Source organism: Priestia sp. Y58, from assembly GCF_029522095.1.
GTDB lineage: Bacteria > Bacillota > Bacilli > Bacillales > Bacillaceae_H > Priestia > Priestia megaterium_E.
Genome location: NZ_JAKWFL010000005.1, coordinates 203,177 through 220,017, shown reverse-complemented (window position 1 = coordinate 220,017; position 16,841 = coordinate 203,177). Strand labels below are relative to the sequence as shown.

Here is a 16,841-nt window from a genome sequence, read left to right as displayed (position 1 = left end):
TAAAGCTAAATTCATCAAAATATGCTAGTATAGGTTCATTCATTCTTTTATTCTTATTATGACAGGCATCAATGGAGGTTCTTACTAATGAAAGCAAATTACTGTAAAGATACAAAGGCCGTTCGAACGAGCCGCATTTTTCCTAATGATATTAATAATCACAATACGTTATTTGGCGGAAAGTTAATGAGTGATATTGATATGATTGCGTCCATTTCAGCTTATCGTCACAGTCGTACAGAGTGTGTGACAGCTTCAGCAGACTCTATTCATTTTCTGCACCCTATTACGCCTCAGGATTCTGTATGTTTGGAGTCATACGTATCATGGACAGGTCGTTCATCCATGGAAGTATTTGTGAAAGTGATTAAAGAAAATTTAAAAACCGGGGAGCGTCAAATTGCAGCTACATCATTTTTAACTTTTGTGGCAATGGATGATGATGGAAAGCCCCGCGCAGTACCGGAGCTTATTCCAGAAACAGAAGAAGAAAAATACCTGTTTCAAACGGGGGCAGATCGCGCTGCCACGCGTAAACAAGTACGTAAAAAAAGCAATGAACTAGCCTCGGTATTGGATTTAGGACAACCTTGGTAACATAAAAGAGAGGCTGAAAAGTATTTTAGCTCAAATGAAAAACGAACCATTGATCAACATGTTTGATTAGTGGTTCGTTTTTTCTGGTTATGGTGAACGTAGGTTTCATCTGTTTCGTTCCTTCTAGCAGTTGATTGGAGGGCAAGACGAACACTACAGGGGGAAAAGCGGAAGCGACGAGGAGGCTCATCGGCCGCCCGCGGAAAGCGAAGTCTTGCACAGTAATCAACTGCGGTGTCACAAGCGGTCCGGCTTATGTATCCCATTTGTTTGTCTTTAGATTGGATTCATTTAGTCATGTCTTAACCTCTTTTTTATATTTGATGAATCTTCTCTCCTGAACAAGAGGAGGAAATAAAATTATATGAAATTTATTTTCGTTCATGGTAATATGAATTTAATATAATTTTCTAAAAAGTTTAAAAAGTACAACATTTATAAAGGAAGGTGTCGTGTCTAATGGTAACAGTAGAAGCAGCAGAAAGACAAAACAGCAGCACTGCCCTGCGCCGTGATGTAAAATTTCTCGGTCAATTGTTAGGGAAAGTTCTGGTTCACCAAGGTGGAGAAGAACTGCTCAACAAAGTAGAAAAAATACGCGAAGTGGCAAAATCACTTAGAGAAAACAAAGATGAAGTTATCTATAAAGAAATAAAAAATGAAATCGTTACTCTTGAACAGCCGATGCGCGAGCAGGTTATTCGGGCGTTTGCAGTTTATTTTCATTTAGTTAATATTGCAGAGCAAAATCATCGAATTCGTCGCAGACGGGAATATCAGCAGCAAGAAGATTCTATTATGCAGCCGGGCTCATTGGAAAGTGCCGTTGTTTCCCTTAAAAATAACGGCGTGGCGCCAGACCTAATTGCTAACTTGCTTCAAACTTTATCTCTAGAGCTCATCATCACTGCTCATCCAACAGAAGCCACTAGACGAAGTGTTCTTGATATTCATAAACGAATGGCTGAGCTTCTGAAAAACTTGGATAATCCAACGATAACAAAACGTGAACGTACGGAAATTGAAGAAAGACTGTTTAGCGAAGTATTAACTTTATGGCAAACAAATGAATTGCGAGATCGCAAGCCAACCGTAATGGATGAAGTATCGAATGGATTATATTATTTTGATGAAACGTTATTTGAAGTGCTTCCTCAACTTCATCAGGAGTTGGAAAATTCCTTGCAGGAGAATTACCCAGAAGAAAATTGGAAGGTGCCTAATATTCTTCGATTTGGTTCATGGATTGGCGGAGACCGAGATGGAAATCCAAACGTAACTCCCAAAGTAACGTGGCAAACGCTTGTCAAACAAAGGAAGTTAGCTATTCGTAAATATAAAGAGTCGCTTACTCAATTGAGACAAAGGTTAAGTCAGTCTACAAAAAGAGTTGCAGTTTCAGATAACCTTCTTGATTCTATTAATCAAGAAATATCGCTGCTCCCTGAGAAAAAGCGATGGAGAATCAAACACGAAGTATACCGCTGCAAGCTTACGATTATGCTTCATAAATTAAATTTAGTTGGAGAGTCAGAAGCAGGTTATCAAAGGTCGGAAGAACTTCTACATGATTTATTTCTAATCAAAGATAGCTTGCAAAAGCACCAGCCTCAGGATTATCAGTTAAAAAGCTTATGCAAATTAATTCGCCAAGTTGAGCTGTTTGGTTTTCATTTAGCAACGCTTGATATCCGTAATCACAGCGGAGAACATGAAGCGGCGATCAAAGAAATTTTCCATGCTGTTTCTTTAGCTGAAGATTATTCAGCGTTAACAGAAGAGAAAAAAGTTGAGCTGCTAGGGAAAGTTCTTCAAGATCCAAGACCTGTGATATCGTTTGTAGAGAATTACTCTAGAGAAACGCAGCAAGTAATTGAAGTATTTAACATGATTCATCGAGCACATAAAGAATTTGGAGAAAGATCTATTGAAGTCTACTTAATCAGCATGACCCAGTCTGCAAGTGACTTGTTAGAAGTCATGGTACTCGCCAAAGAAGCGGGCATTTACCGCCTTCATGCAGATGGCCGCATTGAAAGTAAGTTAAATATAGCTCCGCTGCTTGAAACGATTGATGATCTCACAGCGGGTCCTAAAATCATGGAACAGCTATTTCAATTAGATTTTTATCGTGAGCACTTAAGGAAACAGCAGGATTTGCAGGAAATTATGCTTGGCTACTCAGATGGAAGCAAAGATGGAGGAACGCTTACTGCTAATTGGAAGCTCTACAAAGCGCAGCAGGAAATTCATGATATGGCGAGGAAGTATCAAGTTCGTCTGAAGTTTTTCCATGGCCGAGGCGGCTCACTAGGCCGAGGTGGTGGACCGTTAAACCGAAGCATTTTATCTCAGCCTGTTGAGACGCTAGGAGACGGTGTGAAAATTACAGAGCAAGGAGAAGTTCTTTCTTCTAGATACTCTTTATATGACATTGCCTACCGAAGCCTTGAACAAGCGGTCTCAGCTCTTCTTACAGCGGCAGCAAATGTTTCTCAAGAAGCTGAACAATGTGATATTCGTACACATGAATGGGAAGAAACAATGGACGAGATTTCAACTGCTTCTTTACGTAAGTATCAAGAGCTTGTTTTCAAAGATCCAGACTTTTTAACGTACTTTAAACAAGCTACACCTCTTCCTGAGCTGGGGGCTTTAAATATTGGGTCACGTCCAATGAGTCGAAAAGGAAGTGATCGTTTTGAAGACTTGCGAGCAATTCCGTGGGTATTTGCATGGACGCAAAGTAGACAGCTGCTTCCAGCCTGGTACGCTGCAGGTACGGGCTTACAGCATTTAGTAGAGAAATCCGGAGATATACAGCTTCTTCAGCAAATGTATAAAGAATGGCCATTTTTCCGCTCGACCGTCGATAATCTGCAAATGGCCTTAACAAAAGCAGATTTAATGGCAGCAAAAGAATACACGGAAATGGTACAAGATCCGGTTATTTCAGAGCGGATTTTTACCGCCATTAAAAAAGAGTATAATCTCACAAAAGAAATGATTCTTCAAATCACAGGTCAAAAAGAATTAATGGATCATCTTCCTACAATTAAAGAATCTATTAAGTTACGAAATCCGTATGTGGATCCTCTAACATTCTTACAAGTTAAGGTCATTTCCAAGCTGCGTGAAGATGAGGCTGGAACGTTAAATGAAGAACTTTTAAAAGAAGCGTTATTAACGATTAACGGCATTGCAGCAGGGTTGCGTAACACAGGCTGATGATACCAAAAGACACCTCAAGAAAATAAAAGAGGTGTCTTTTGTTTATTATTCTCACATAAAGAACTGCCTTTCAGTTCCCTCTCTTTTAAAGAGAACTTCTGCCTGCGAAATAGGCATTGAGAAAAATCAATGATAGAATAGAGAAGGAATGGAAATATTCTACAAATGGGTGCGGGTGACGGGATAACTAGATTGAATATGGAGGACGAGGACAATGGTAAAGAATTCGCAAATCTTCATTGAAGCTGACTCCGAGAATTCTATATTTATTGGACTGGAATTTTGTGAGTATACACAAAAAATGAATCCTACTTGTTTGTCCAAACAGCATATAAATGTGTTTATTCATCCAGAAGAACTCACTGTGGAATTTAAGAAAACAAAAAGTGATAGAACTATCGACGATTTTCATCTGATGCATATCGTTCCGGTTCATTGCTTTAATTATTTATTATGTTCGATTTCGCAAGGTATTGTTACAGATGTTCAGCTGAAAGCGGTCGGTCATCAAGGAGAAACGTTGTTTGAAGAAAATCTTACATTGAAGTTTCATGAAAAAGCGACGGATTATGAAGAAACCCTCTCATTTTTCAAACATTTAAATCAAGAAATACAAAAGCATACGAAAAAATATACAGCCAGTTATATGAGCTCATAATAAAGCAAGCTGCGGTTTTTAAAACCGCAGCTTTTATTCGTTTAACCAAAAAAATTATGTTAGAGATGCTTACAAAGCAAGAGATTTTTCAATGGGAAATTGATAAAGTAAAAATAAGAGAAATCAGTGGACAGAAAAGCTTTTAGCGGCTGGCCGCTCTTTATTCAATATATAAGGGTTAGGTTTTAAGGTTAAAAAAATAGCGATGAATACGTATTGTCATTGTAGATGAAGTGCTAAGGTCGCTCTATCTGCAATCATGTAGAATCTTCGCGCGCTTATAGTCTGTTTTACGGAACGAAAAAGCTGCGGAATTAGAAGAACTCCTTCTATTTCTGCGGTTTTTTTTATAAACAAGAAACAAATTCACTTATCGTACGGAGGCGATGCAGATGATTAAAGATTTAGTATTGGCTAAGGAATGGCTGCCTGCAGCTTATTCCCATGATTTAACGGATCAGCCCTTGCAAGTAACGATTTTAGAAGAGCGGGTTGCGCTTTTTCGCACAACTAATGCCATTAAAGCGTTTAAAGATTTGTGCATCCATCGCGGTGCAGCGTTATCTCTTGGAAAAGTGGTAGATGATTGCATTGTGTGCCCTTATCACGGATGGAAATACGATGAAGCCGGGGCTTGTGTGAAAATTCCACAACAGCCGCCGGGAAGAGCTATTCCTTCAAAAGCAAAAGCACAGGTATATGATTGCGTTGAAAAGTACGGGATTATATGGGTGAAGATGAACAGCGAGGCAAGTGATACTCCTTTTCCTCAGTATGACGAATACCTTAACCCCGGATTTAAAACGGTTTTCGCCAACCCTCATACTCTGCAGGCAGCAGCTCCTCGTGTAGTAGAAAACTTTTTAGATGTAAGCCATTTGGCTTTTGTTCACGAAGGAAGCCTTGGACACTCGGACTACGCCGAAATTCCTGATTATAAGGTACATTGGAAAGATAACCGATACGTTTCTGATGAAATCGCTGTGTACGCAGATGCAGATGGTACGGGTAACTTTGCAACTATTTATTATACTTTTGAAATTCTTCGTCCTACCGTTGCAAGGTTGAAAAAAGTGAACTACGAAACGGGTGAAATCTTTTCGATGCTGTTTGCGGTTTTACCTGAAGAGGAAAGAAAGTCGACCGTGTTTGCATTGGTTTCTAGAAACTATTCGTTTGATGCACCTGATCAATATTTCCGTGATTTTCAGCAGCTTATTATTGAACAAGATACTAGCATTGTAGAAAGTCAAAAACCGGAAGAGCTGCCGCTTGACTTACAAGCAGAGCTTCATTTGAATCCGGACCGACTGAGTATTGCCTATAGAAGATGGCTCGGTGATTTAGGAGTGACCTTTGGAAGTGACATAGGAACAAGGTTAAAAAAAGCTGCTCAATAAAAAGAAGAAAGGAGTCTCCTTTCTTCTTTTTTATGTATGTTCACGGATAAGCTGCTGATAGCTATTAAAAAGGGTAGGGTATGTTAAGCGGCTTAATATGACGCAGGAAAGCGTAGCAGACGCTAGAATAGTAAAAACGATAAGCAGCTGGAATTTGACAGCTTGTATCGGATCTGCCCCTCCAATAATCTGGCCTGTCATCATACCCGGAAGTTGAACGAGTCCAATTGTTTTTTGACTTTCTACAGTAGGAATCATGCTAGCTTTGATTGCGGCATTTAAAATACTATGAATAGCTTGTTTAGGAGTGCCGCCAAGCGCCAGAATCAATTGAATTTCGTCTCGTCTTCTATTTACTTCAGCATCTAACCGATTTAAAAATAAATTGGCCAAAATCATCGAATTTCCAATAATCATACCGCTGACAGGAATGACATATCGCGGAGTAGCAGGGATGATATGTAGTCCGAGCATAACGCTTTGGGTCAGGATTTCTACAATAAAAAGAGTGACAAATACACGAAAAAAAGATTTAAATCCCTGCTTTTTTTTCTTTACAACATTTTGGGAAGCGACCGTCAGCATAAGGAATAGAATGAAAATCATAAAAGCAGGGTGATTCGCGTCAAAAATAAAGGATAAAACATATCCTATCACTAACAGCTGAACGGCTGCTCGAATACTGGCAATGATAATATCTTTTTCGAGCCCTATACGAAAAGATTTTGATAAAAAAAGAGCAATAAAAACAAAAACAATGGTAAAAATCAGTGAAAGTGAACTCATAGAAAGGCTCCTTCAATAAATTGTTTTGTTTCAGCTTTTACAGGAGCATGAAAAAAGGTCTCCGTCTTGGCTTTTTCTACAATCACTCCGTTCATTAAAAGCCAGACTTCCTCTCCTAAACGTTTCGCTTGATCTAAATTATGGGTAACCCAAATAATCGTTTTATTCTGCTCTTTATGTAAATGAGAAATAAGCTGCTCAATTTCATGAGCAGAAGTAGCATCCAAAGCGGAAGTGATTTCGTCTAAAAGTAAAAGGTCAGATCCGTTCGACAGCGTGCGCGCTAATGATAACCTTTGTCTTTGACCACCGGATAAATCTCTTGCATCCTGCTCTAACAAGTCAGGGGAAAGGCCGGTTAAGGCACAGAGTTCTTCAGGCATAATATTCTGTTTGCCATGCAGTTTTTGAACAAGCATCATATTATCTCGCACTGTTCCATCAATAACAGGAGCCGATTGAAAAGCGATGCCCACTTTTTTTCGTAAATCAGAAATATTCCATTTGCTAATGTCTTTACCGTATACTTCAATACTTCCTTCGTCAGGTGCAGAAAGTAAATTGCACATGGAAAGAAGGGTACTTTTTCCGGATCCTGATGGTCCTACCATCATGACAAGCGAGCCTTGGGCCACTGTACCCGATATGCCTTTTAAAACACTATGTTCTTTATCTTTAAATGTTTTATGAACGTCGGTAAATGTAATGGCAGGTATTGAATTGAACGTGTTCATAGTAACTCCTTTTTTATTCGTTTTGTTTATTGTAGCATAAGCGAAAGTATAAAAAGTTATTGGATGATATAAAAAAAGCTGTGAAAAATCACAGCTTTTAAACAGTTGTATTCACTTTTTGGCTGGCTTTTAAGGCATAATCTAAATCTTCAAGAAGATCGTCGATTGCTTCTGTTCCAACCGATAGACGAATGAGTTCTGGCGTCACGCCGGAAGCTTTTTGTTCATCTTCAGATAACTGTTGATGAGTGGTGCTTGCCGGGTGAATAATGAGTGACTTCGAGTCGCCGATATTGGCTAAATGAGAAAATAACTGAACCGAATCAATTAACTTAGCCGCAGCGTTTTTTCCTCCTCTTACGCCGAAGGTTAAAATTGCTCCTTGCCCTTTAGGCAAGTATTTTTGTGCCAAAGAATAGGAAGGGTGGGAAGGAAGCCCCGCATAATTTACCCAGTCTACTAATTCATGCTGCTCTAAAAATTTCGCTACCTTTAATGCGTTTTCGCTGTGACGCTCTAATCGCAGATGGAGTGTTTCTACCCCTTGAAGGAGTAAAAAGGAATTAAAAGGTGATAAAGCAGCTCCAATATCTCGTAAAAGCTGAACGCGCGCTTTTGTAATATAAGCAGCTTCACCGGCAGCTTCTGTGTATACGAGGCCATGGTAACTTGGATCTGGAGTTGTTAAGTCTGGAAATTTTCCGCTCGCTTCCCAATCAAATTTTCCACTGTCTACGATAACACCCCCAATTGCTGTTCCATGCCCTCCAAGAAACTTAGTAGCAGAATGAACGACAATATCTGCTCCGAAATCAATGGGACGAAGAAGGTAAGGGCTTGGAACCGTATTATCAATAATAAGAGGAATTCCATGTTCATGGGCAATGTCTGCAACTGCCTCAATGTCTAGCACGTTTCCCTGCGGGTTTCCAACGGATTCAGCATAAATTGCTTTTGTTTTGGAAGTGATTGCACTTCTAAAATTTTCTGGATTATCGGCGTTTACAAATTTGACAGTAATGCCCAGTTTAGGAAGCGTAGACGAAAAGAGGTTATATGTTCCCCCATATAAACTGCTTGCTGATACAATTTCATCTCCTGCAGAAGCGATATTTAAAATGGAAAAGGTAGTAGCTGATTGACCCGAAGCTACTCCAAGAGCACCTACTCCGCCTTCTAACTCAGCAATTCGCTGTTCAAAAACGTCCGTAGTAGGATTTACAATTCGAGTGTAGATATAGCCTTGTTCACTTAAATTAAATAAGGACGCAGCGTGTTCGGTATCTTTAAATCCAAATGAGCTTGTTTGATAAATAGGTACGGCACGCGAAAAAGTAGCGGGGTCAAGCTGTTGGCCAGAATGAATGGCTTGTGTTTCAGGGCGAAATGGTTTCTTAGCAGACATTGAAACTCCTCCTTAGATATAAAACTTATAAAAAACATAGGAATAATAAACTTTAATCATAATATACGAATTCTATTGAATGATGTCAAATAATAATTAGAATATTTAGAAATTATAAGTAAGATTAATACTGTAATTCAGCGTCAATATATCTCTTTAATTGTTAAAAATACCATAAAAAATATAAAATGTAAGAAAAATGTCAATTAATTTGTATAATTATGTTAGAATATTAGGTGTTTGAGAGTTTCTTAGAGAGAGACGATTTTGCTAGAAAACTTTAAAAAACAGCAAAAGACGGGTCTTAAGAGCTAATAACGAAACAAAATAAAAGGAGTTTGATTATGAGCACAGAAGTTAATGTATCTTCGGAAGTCCAAGAGAAAGGAAAGCCCTCTATTTTTGGTTTTATTACGAGTCCAGTTGGACAGTTTGAGAAAATGAAAAGCAACCCGGTCATTTTGGGACCTCTTTTACTTATCCTCATCTTAACAGCTGCAACAACGATTCTAGCCGTCTATACCCCTCAGGCACAAGAGGCATTACAGCAGCAAAAAGAAGCTGGGATTGAAGTGAATCCTATATTCAGCATGATCAGCGGAACGGTTGGAGGAGTAATTGCAATAGTTGCTACACTGGCATTCACGAGTTTAATTTTGTTTTTAGTTGCAAAGTTAGGGACTGGGAAAACAACATACCACCAAATGTTTAGTTTGAATTTGTTTGTTACGTTCATCACTGTAATCGGTCAGCTAATTAATACGGGCGTCGCTGCATTAGCGCACACTTCAGCGAATGTGACTTCGTTAAATGGACTAGTTGGTGCGAAAGGTGCTATGGGAGGAGTATTTACTTCCATTGAAATCTTTTCTATCTGGGGACTTATTCTGACAGCAGTAGGACTACAAAAAGTGGCAAATGTATCAAAAGCTGCTTCTATTATTACCGTAATTGTTTTATTCATCTTAGGAGCCGCTATTTCAGGAGTTGTAGGAGCTGCTTCAGAAGCGCTTAAAGGAGCAGGGTTGTAAATGAAAAAAGGAATAATTATTACAGCAGTAACAGTGGTTATTGTTGCGGTTATTGGAATTAATGTATATCGTGCACAAAGTGTAAGTGGTAAAGCAGTCAATGTTCAAATGACAAATCTAAAAGAAAAAAAGTTAAGAAATACAGTTATGGTTCCCGGTACGTTAAAGCTTGCTGATGAGCAGTACGTCTATTTCGACGCTGAAAAAGGCGAGGTTGAACGATTTCACGTAACAGAAGGATCTCGTGTACAGCAGGGAACCTCTCTTGTAACATACGAAAGCGATACGCTTGATTTAGAGCAAGAACAAAACAAGCTAGAAAAAAAATCCAGTCAGCTGCAAATTGACTCAGTAAGCAAACAGCTTTCTAATTTAAATAAAAAACAAAAAGAATTGGAAAAAGAAATGAGTAAGCAAGAAGCGAGAGATCAAATCGATACAGAGCGTACGCAGCTCAACCTCGATTTAGAAACGGCTAAAATTGATTTAGAACGAAACAAACTAGAAACCAAATCAAATGCTAAAAAAGAACGTAATTTAGAGGTAACGAGTGATATTAATGGGACGGTGCTAGAAGTAGATAAAGAAGCGGTTAATAACACAAGTGACGTTCAAAAACCGCTTATACATATTGGTAATACCGATGAATACTTAGCTACTGGCGTGCTGTCTGAGTATGATGCATTAAAAATTAAAACCGGTCAAGCTGTCAAAATTACATCAGATGTTTTGCCTGATAAAGAATGGGCAGGGAGCGTCAAACAAATTGACTATCTACCTCAGCAGCAGGCATCAGCAGAAGCCGGCAATGATGCGGCTAATCAATATCCAGTTGAAGTAAAAGTAGATGACCAGGATATCACGATGATTAAGCCGGGATTTAAGCTGCTGCTTGAAATTGAAACAAGCAGTAAAAAAGCTTCATCACTGCCGATAAAAGCAGTTGTAAATGAAGACGGAGAAAAATATGTATACGTAGTGAAAGATAAGAAGGCGGTTCGTAAGGAAGTAAAGATTGGAGAAACAACAAATAAATTTATTGAAATCAAAAGTGGCGTAACTTCTAAAGACAAAGTCATTACAAATCCTTCAAAGGACTTAACTGACGGTGCGGAAGTGACTGTTCAATGATTGAACTTGTAAATATTCATAAAAGTTATCATCTGGGCAAAGAGGAAGTGCCGATTTTAAAAGATATTAATTTGAAGATTTATGACGGTGAATTTGTTGCGATTATGGGACCTTCTGGCTCAGGTAAATCAACGCTAATGAACATTATCGGTTGTTTAGACCGCGCTTCTTCAGGCTCCTATTTATTAAATGAACAAGAAATCTCCACTTACAGTGATGAGCAGCTGGCAAAAGTAAGAAATATTCATATCGGTTTTGTTTTTCAGCAATTTCAGCTGTTGCCGCGTTTAACAGCGGTAGAAAACGTAGAGCTTCCAATGGTATACGCCGGCGTAACGCGTAAGGAAAGAAGAGCCAGAGCAGAAGCTGCGCTTGAAAAAGTAGGGCTGAGTGAACGGATGAAACATTTACCGAGCGAGCTATCAGGAGGGCAAAAGCAGCGCGTTGCTATTGCTCGTTCTATTGTTAACAATCCGACGCTTATTTTAGCAGATGAACCAACAGGAGCTCTAGATACAAAAACAAGTGCTGATATTATGGAGCAATTTTCTCAGCTTAATGCAGATGGTACAACGGTTGTAGTCATTACCCATGAATCTGAAGTGGCAGAATACACATCGCGTACAGTTATCGTTCGTGACGGTAAAGTGTTAAGTCATAGCGATAAGGAGAACGATAGCTTATGAGTTTAATAGAAAATATGCGTATGGCTCTCTCTTCGGTTCTTGCTCATAAAATGCGCTCTATTTTGACGATGCTTGGTATTATCATTGGCGTAGCGGCTGTTATTATCGTTGTAGCCATTGGTCAAGGCGGAGAACAAATGATTAAGTCGGAAATAACAGGAGCAAGCAATACAGTTGATGTATATTATCAGCCTCCTGAAGACGAGATGCAAGCTGATGACCTTTCAATGACGGGTGAGCCTATCTTTACAGAGGATGATATTAAAGCTCTTTCGACTATTCCCGGAGTGAAGAATGTGGTGGCTTCTAGCTCAATGGGAATGGGGGTAAGATATAGAGACAAGGAATCTGATACGACTGTTAATGCTATTAACGAAGGATATATTGAAGTTAATCAGCTGGAAGTTTCAAAAGGAAGAATGTTAGACAGCTCTGACTTTTTATCAGGTAATCGAGTAGGTGTTATCACAAGCGATATGAAAAAAGAGTTATTTGATAAAAAAGAAGCCCTTGGACAAGTAGTATGGGTTCAAGGACAGCCTATCAAAATTGTTGGTGTGACAAAAAAGCCAACGGGGTTTTTGGCATTTGAAATACCAACTATTTATATTCCAGATAATACGTATAAATCAAGCTTCGGTAAGCTTGACTACACAAACCTTAGCGTTCAAGCAAAAAGCTCTGATCAGCTAAAAAAAGTAGGCAATGACGCAACGGATTTGTTAAATAACTTGCATGATGCGGAAGATGCTTACCAAGTGCAGAACTTAGAAGAAATAGCAGATAGTATTGGAAATGTAACGCGCATTATGACCACAATTATTGGTTCAATTGCAGGAATTTCACTGCTTGTTGGAGGAATTGGCGTTATGAACATTATGCTGGTTTCTGTAACGGAACGCACAAGGGAAATTGGGATTCGTAAAGCACTAGGCGCATCCAAAAGACAAATTTTAACTCAGTTTTTGATTGAATCCATTACGCTCACGCTTATTGGTGGTTTGCTTGGCATTGGCCTCGGTGCAGGCGGGGCAGCTCTTGTTTCATTATTTGCTGGATGGCCATCATTAATTTCGTGGCAAGTAGTGCTCGGAGGAGTATTGTTCTCCATGACGATTGGTATTGTATTCGGTATGCTTCCTGCAAATAAAGCGGCGAAGCTAGATCCAATTGAAGCATTAAGGTATGAATAGAGACATTCATTTGCATGTTTTTATTTCAAACTGACGAAAAGCTTTCCAATCATTTTTGAAAAAGCGGACCATTATATGATCCGCTTTTTCTTATTTGTCACTTACTAATATTGATGCGGGCTACGTTGATAATATCGTGTATTTTTTCCACTAGATTAAGCATGAGAAATCCATTTCCTTCGGAGCTTTTTCGATATCCAAGAGGAAGCGTCCTTCTTACAAGTTGAGCATAGATTTCAGCTTCAATTAAAGAGCGTCCAAATTCTTTCTCACATAAATTAATTAATAGTGCTACAGCTCCTGCAACGTGGGGAGTTGCCATAGAAGTTCCTGAAAGCGTAGCGTACTTACCTTCTAAATAAGTAGAGATAATGTCAACACCAGGTGCGACCAAGTCTACTTCTTCATTAACATTGGTAAAAGGAGCTAAGTCTAGGTTGCTGTCTACGGCTCCTACTTGAATTACTTCGTTGTAACTTCCTGGGTACGAATATTCAAGTGTTTCTTCGCGGTCATCGCCTTCGTTTCCAGCTGCAACAACGACAGAAACATCTTTATTAACAGCATCTTGAACAGCTTTGTGCAGTTCTGGAACGTCTTGTGGTCCCCCGAGTGACATGGAAATAACTCGTGCTCGCTCATTGTTAGGACCGCGCCATTCGACGGCGTAGTTAATAGCGTCAATAATCCATTCGTAATTTCCCGATCCTTCACCGGTAAGTACTTTTAAGCTGAGAATTTTTGCTTTGGGTGCCACTCCTACTACCCCTTCATTGTTGAGCGCAGCAGCAATGGTACCAGATACGTGAGTACCATGCCCATTATTGTCTTCAAATATAGAAGAATCTCCATTATGATCGGAAGTGAAATTTCTTCCTCCGATAATACAATCTTTTAAGTCAGGATGATTTGTGTCAACACCAGTGTCGATAACTGCAATTACAATGCCTTCCCCTTGATTGCTTTGTTCCCAAATAGACGGCGCTTGAATTAAGGTTACTCCTTTAGGCGTTTCGTTTGTTGAGTCGATAATCGACTCAATTGTATAAGGAATTAATTTGACTTGTAACGGTTGTTGAGTCATAGTCATCCTCCTTAAAATGAATTCCATAAAAATGGAAGTTGTTTAATTATAAATTCCCAACTATTGCTATAAATTAAACGCTTTTTATGGGATTCCTTTCTTTTTGAATAAAAAGACTCATAAAAGATGTGAGAAGAGGAAAAAAGACCCTAAAGACAAGCCCTACAAAGATTTTTAATGTTATCTGTGTATTCGCTTTTAATGTTTATCTCACACTATAGAAGAAAGAAACTCCAAGAAAAATAACATAGGACCGGTGACTTTTGATATAATTACGAACGGTATGACATTCTCAAAATACATGATATTTATAAATATACATTAATTTGCAAATTACGAAGGGGCTGAGGATAGTGTCAACTTTAACGTCTCGATCCGTCATCAAATGCGGAAAGTATGAACTGAATTATGCGGACCGTACGCTTATTATGGGGATTTTAAACGTAAACCCGGATTCATTTTCAGATGGCGGAAAATACTACGATGTAGATAAAGCAGTTGCTCATGCTGAGGAAATGGTGAAGCACGGAGCAGACATCATTGATATCGGAGGAGAATCAACTCGTCCTGGTTATACAAGAATTAGCGATGAAGAAGAGATTAAACGGATTGTGCCCGTTATTTCTGAAGTGGCTAAGCGCGTAGAGGTGCCGATTTCTGTAGATACATACAAGTCGGAAGTGGCCAAGCATGCGCTAGAAGCAGGAGCACATATTATTAACGATATATGGGGCGCAAAGGCTGATCCCAAAATGGCTCAAGTTGCAGCTGACTATAATGTTCCTATTATTTTAATGCATAATCGCCATGAGCCCAATTATACAAATCTGATTACAGATATGATAAGTGATTTGGAAGAAAGCATATCAATTGCAAAAGCTGCAGGAGTTCGAGATGATCAGATTATTTTAGATCCAGGCGTTGGCTTTGGAAAAACGGCTGCGCATAATGTAGAAGCGATTCAGCATCTAGATCAGCTGACGAATATGGGCTATCCCGTGCTGCTTGCTACTTCTCGTAAAGGATTTATTGGACAAATAGTCGATGCTCCTCCTACGGAAAGAATGGAAGGAACTGCAGCTACTGTATATGCAGGGATTGCACAAGGAGTTCAAATGGTTCGAGTTCATGACGTATTAGAAATCAAACGTTTTGTAAAGATGGCAGATGTACTGGTAGGAAAACATACATTTCAGTTTTAATAATCATTTAAGCAGACGCGTAAGCGCTGCTTTTTTATTTTCCTTGATTTCTCCGGATAGAATACATGCTTTTAGATAAATTTAAGTAATATGAAGGTTGTAAAAATGGAGGTTGAAAATGAGGGCGGTAACGTATCAAGGACCTAATCAGGTAAAAGTAGCAGAAGTAGAAGATGCGAAGTTAGAGAAAAAAGATGACATTGTCATTAAAATAACGTCAACCGCTATTTGTGGTTCTGATTTGCACTTATATCAAGGAAACATGCCATTGCCTCACGGTTATATTATTGGTCATGAACCAATGGGAATTGTGGAAGAAGTAGGACCGGATGTTACAAAAGTAAAAAAAGGAGATCGCGTTATTATTCCATTTAACGTAGCGTGCGGACAGTGTGCGTACTGCAAGGATGATTTAACGAGCCAATGTGATAATTCTAATCCACATTATGATTCTGGCGGCTATTTTGGATATACTGAAAAGTTTGGAAATCATCCAGGAGGTCAAGCTGAATATTTAAAAGTGCCGTTTGGGAATTTCACACCGTTTGTGATTCCAGAATCGTGCGAATTAGAAGATGAATCGCTTCTTTTTTTATCAGATGTGCTTCCAACTGCTTATTGGAGTGTAGAGCATGCGGATGTTAAAAAAGGAGATACCGTTATCGTACTCGGCTGCGGGCCAGTGGGATTAATGGCTCAAAAATTTGCTTGGATGAAAGGTGCCAAACGGGTTATCGCAGTAGATCATGTTCCATACCGAATGCAGCATGCAAAGAAAATGAATGCCGTAGAAACCTTTGATTTTACAGAATACCCAGATATGGGGGAGCATTTAAAAGAAACCACAAAAGGCGGAGCTGATGTGGTGATTGACTGTGTAGGTATGGATGGCAAAAAGTCGCCTCTTGAATACATTGAACAAAAATTGAAACTTCAAGGTGGAACGCTCGGGCCTATTCAAATTGCGACAAAAGCCGTTCGTAAATGCGGAACCGTCCAAATCACCGGGGTATACGGAAGCAACTATAACAGTTTTCCGTTAGGAGCATTTTTTGCTCGAAATATAACTCTCAAAATGGGGCAAGCTCCTGTCATTCCAGTTATGCCGAAATTATATGATCAAATTGTAAAAGAAGAATTCGATCCAAAAGAAATCATTACTCATAAAGTCGCTTTAGAAGACGCAGCTAATGCTTACAAAATCTTTAATGGTCATCAAGATAACTGCATTAAAGTCATTTTAAAACCTTAAAATGCCATTTCTATTAGGTGAAGATTCCTGAGCAGTGAAGCTCGGGAATTTTTTATGTATATAAAGTGGCGGAGGAAAATAATGCACGATTGGATGGTTGATTTTACATAATTTAGCTTTATGATAGAAAGAGAAGATATAACGCTTTCATATTCTGATTAAATCGTGCTGCTTAAAATGAAATAAATAACGTCTTGGTATTCAGTTTTATTCAATCACCGAAATATGGAGGAGAGAATGAATGAAATTAGCATTACTTCTTGTCATTATTATCGGCGTTGCTGCCCTTGCAGGGACGATCAGTGCTGCAAAGAAAGTAGATGAAGATTACGGGAAATCTAAAAAGAAAAGTATAGTGAATTTATCTATTATTTACGGAGTCGTATTCATAGGATCAATCGTAGGAGTAGCATGGTATATTGCAGTGAGACCATAAATAAAGAGGTTGAGA

The 16,841-nt window shown here is 38.9% G+C and carries 15 protein-coding genes; 11 read left to right on the top strand and 4 right to left on the bottom strand.

Annotated features, from left to right (window positions below):
* The first annotated feature begins 87 nt into the window (after nucleotides 1-87).
* The 4 genes from MMB68_RS16965 (at nucleotide 88) to MMB68_RS16950 (ending at nucleotide 5,886) form a co-directional block, all read left to right on the top strand.
* Nucleotides 88-597, top strand: a complete 510-nt coding sequence (locus MMB68_RS16965; protein ID WP_013055518.1) for an acyl-CoA thioesterase — start codon at nucleotides 88-90, stop codon at nucleotides 595-597.
* 459 nt (nucleotides 598-1,056) lie between these two features.
* Complete coding sequence (gene ppc, locus MMB68_RS16960) at nucleotides 1,057-3,825, top strand: phosphoenolpyruvate carboxylase (RefSeq protein WP_221786083.1); 2,769 nt, start codon at nucleotides 1,057-1,059, stop codon at nucleotides 3,823-3,825.
* A 217-nt stretch (nucleotides 3,826-4,042) separates the two neighbouring features.
* Nucleotides 4,043-4,486 (top strand): hypothetical protein, encoded by a 444-nt coding sequence (locus tag MMB68_RS16955; RefSeq protein WP_221786082.1) that lies wholly within the window; start codon nucleotides 4,043-4,045, stop codon nucleotides 4,484-4,486.
* A 392-nt stretch (nucleotides 4,487-4,878) separates the two neighbouring features.
* Nucleotides 4,879-5,886, top strand: coding sequence for an aromatic ring-hydroxylating dioxygenase subunit alpha (locus MMB68_RS16950; RefSeq protein WP_221786081.1), 1,008 nt, complete (start codon nucleotides 4,879-4,881; stop codon nucleotides 5,884-5,886).
* Nucleotides 5,887-5,916: 30 nt separating this feature from the next.
* On the opposite strand, the gene MMB68_RS16945 is transcribed toward MMB68_RS16950, so the two are convergent.
* From MMB68_RS16945 to MMB68_RS16935, 3 genes are all read right to left on the bottom strand, one after another.
* Complete coding sequence (locus MMB68_RS16945) at nucleotides 5,917-6,672, bottom strand: ABC transporter permease (protein ID WP_221786080.1); 756 nt, start codon at nucleotides 6,670-6,672, stop codon at nucleotides 5,917-5,919.
* A complete protein-coding gene (locus tag MMB68_RS16940) occupies nucleotides 6,669-7,406 on the bottom strand; it encodes an ABC transporter ATP-binding protein (protein WP_221786079.1) in 738 nt (245 codons plus the stop codon). The genes MMB68_RS16945 and MMB68_RS16940 overlap by 4 nt, the downstream gene beginning before the upstream one ends.
* 97 nt (nucleotides 7,407-7,503) lie before the next feature.
* Nucleotides 7,504-8,811: a homocysteine synthase gene (locus MMB68_RS16935; RefSeq protein WP_221786078.1), complete on the bottom strand. Its 1,308-nt coding sequence runs from the start codon at nucleotides 8,809-8,811 to the stop codon at nucleotides 7,504-7,506.
* Nucleotides 8,812-9,155: 344 nt separating this feature from the next.
* Between MMB68_RS16935 and yknW the strand changes: the two genes are divergently transcribed.
* From yknW to MMB68_RS16915, 4 genes are read left to right on the top strand one after another with little or no spacing between them, the layout of a single operon-like run.
* Entirely contained in the window at nucleotides 9,156-9,842 is a 687-nt protein-coding gene (gene yknW, locus MMB68_RS16930; protein ID WP_277448120.1) for a YknW family membrane protein, read from the top strand.
* The gene (locus MMB68_RS16925) at nucleotides 9,843-10,973 is read left to right on the top strand and encodes an efflux RND transporter periplasmic adaptor subunit (protein WP_221813054.1); all 1,131 of its coding nucleotides are present in this window, start codon (nucleotides 9,843-9,845) and stop codon (nucleotides 10,971-10,973) included.
* Nucleotides 10,970-11,659 (top strand): ABC transporter ATP-binding protein, encoded by a 690-nt coding sequence (locus MMB68_RS16920; RefSeq protein WP_277549209.1) that lies wholly within the window; start codon nucleotides 10,970-10,972, stop codon nucleotides 11,657-11,659. The genes MMB68_RS16925 and MMB68_RS16920 overlap by 4 nt, the downstream gene beginning before the upstream one ends.
* Nucleotides 11,656-12,852, top strand: a complete 1,197-nt coding sequence (locus tag MMB68_RS16915; RefSeq protein WP_277448122.1) for an ABC transporter permease — start codon at nucleotides 11,656-11,658, stop codon at nucleotides 12,850-12,852. The genes MMB68_RS16920 and MMB68_RS16915 overlap by 4 nt, the downstream gene beginning before the upstream one ends.
* Nucleotides 12,853-12,949: 97 nt before the next feature.
* Here the strand turns inward: MMB68_RS16915 and MMB68_RS16910 are convergent, their stop codons facing one another.
* Complete coding sequence (locus MMB68_RS16910) at nucleotides 12,950-13,936, bottom strand: S8 family peptidase (protein WP_277448123.1); 987 nt, start codon at nucleotides 13,934-13,936, stop codon at nucleotides 12,950-12,952.
* 353 nt (nucleotides 13,937-14,289) lie between these two features.
* On the opposite strand from MMB68_RS16910, the gene folP reads away from it, so the two are divergent.
* The 3 genes from folP (at nucleotide 14,290) to MMB68_RS16895 (ending at nucleotide 16,826) form a co-directional block, all read left to right on the top strand.
* Nucleotides 14,290-15,138, top strand: coding sequence for a dihydropteroate synthase (gene folP / locus MMB68_RS16905; RefSeq protein ID WP_277448124.1), 849 nt, complete (start codon nucleotides 14,290-14,292; stop codon nucleotides 15,136-15,138).
* 118 nt (nucleotides 15,139-15,256) lie between these two features.
* Nucleotides 15,257-16,390, top strand: coding sequence for a zinc-dependent alcohol dehydrogenase (locus tag MMB68_RS16900; RefSeq protein WP_269870478.1), 1,134 nt, complete (start codon nucleotides 15,257-15,259; stop codon nucleotides 16,388-16,390).
* A gap of 241 nt (nucleotides 16,391-16,631) precedes the next feature.
* A complete protein-coding gene (locus MMB68_RS16895) occupies nucleotides 16,632-16,826 on the top strand; it encodes a hypothetical protein (protein WP_013055532.1) in 195 nt (64 codons plus the stop codon).
* Nucleotides 16,827-16,841 lie beyond the last annotated feature (15 nt).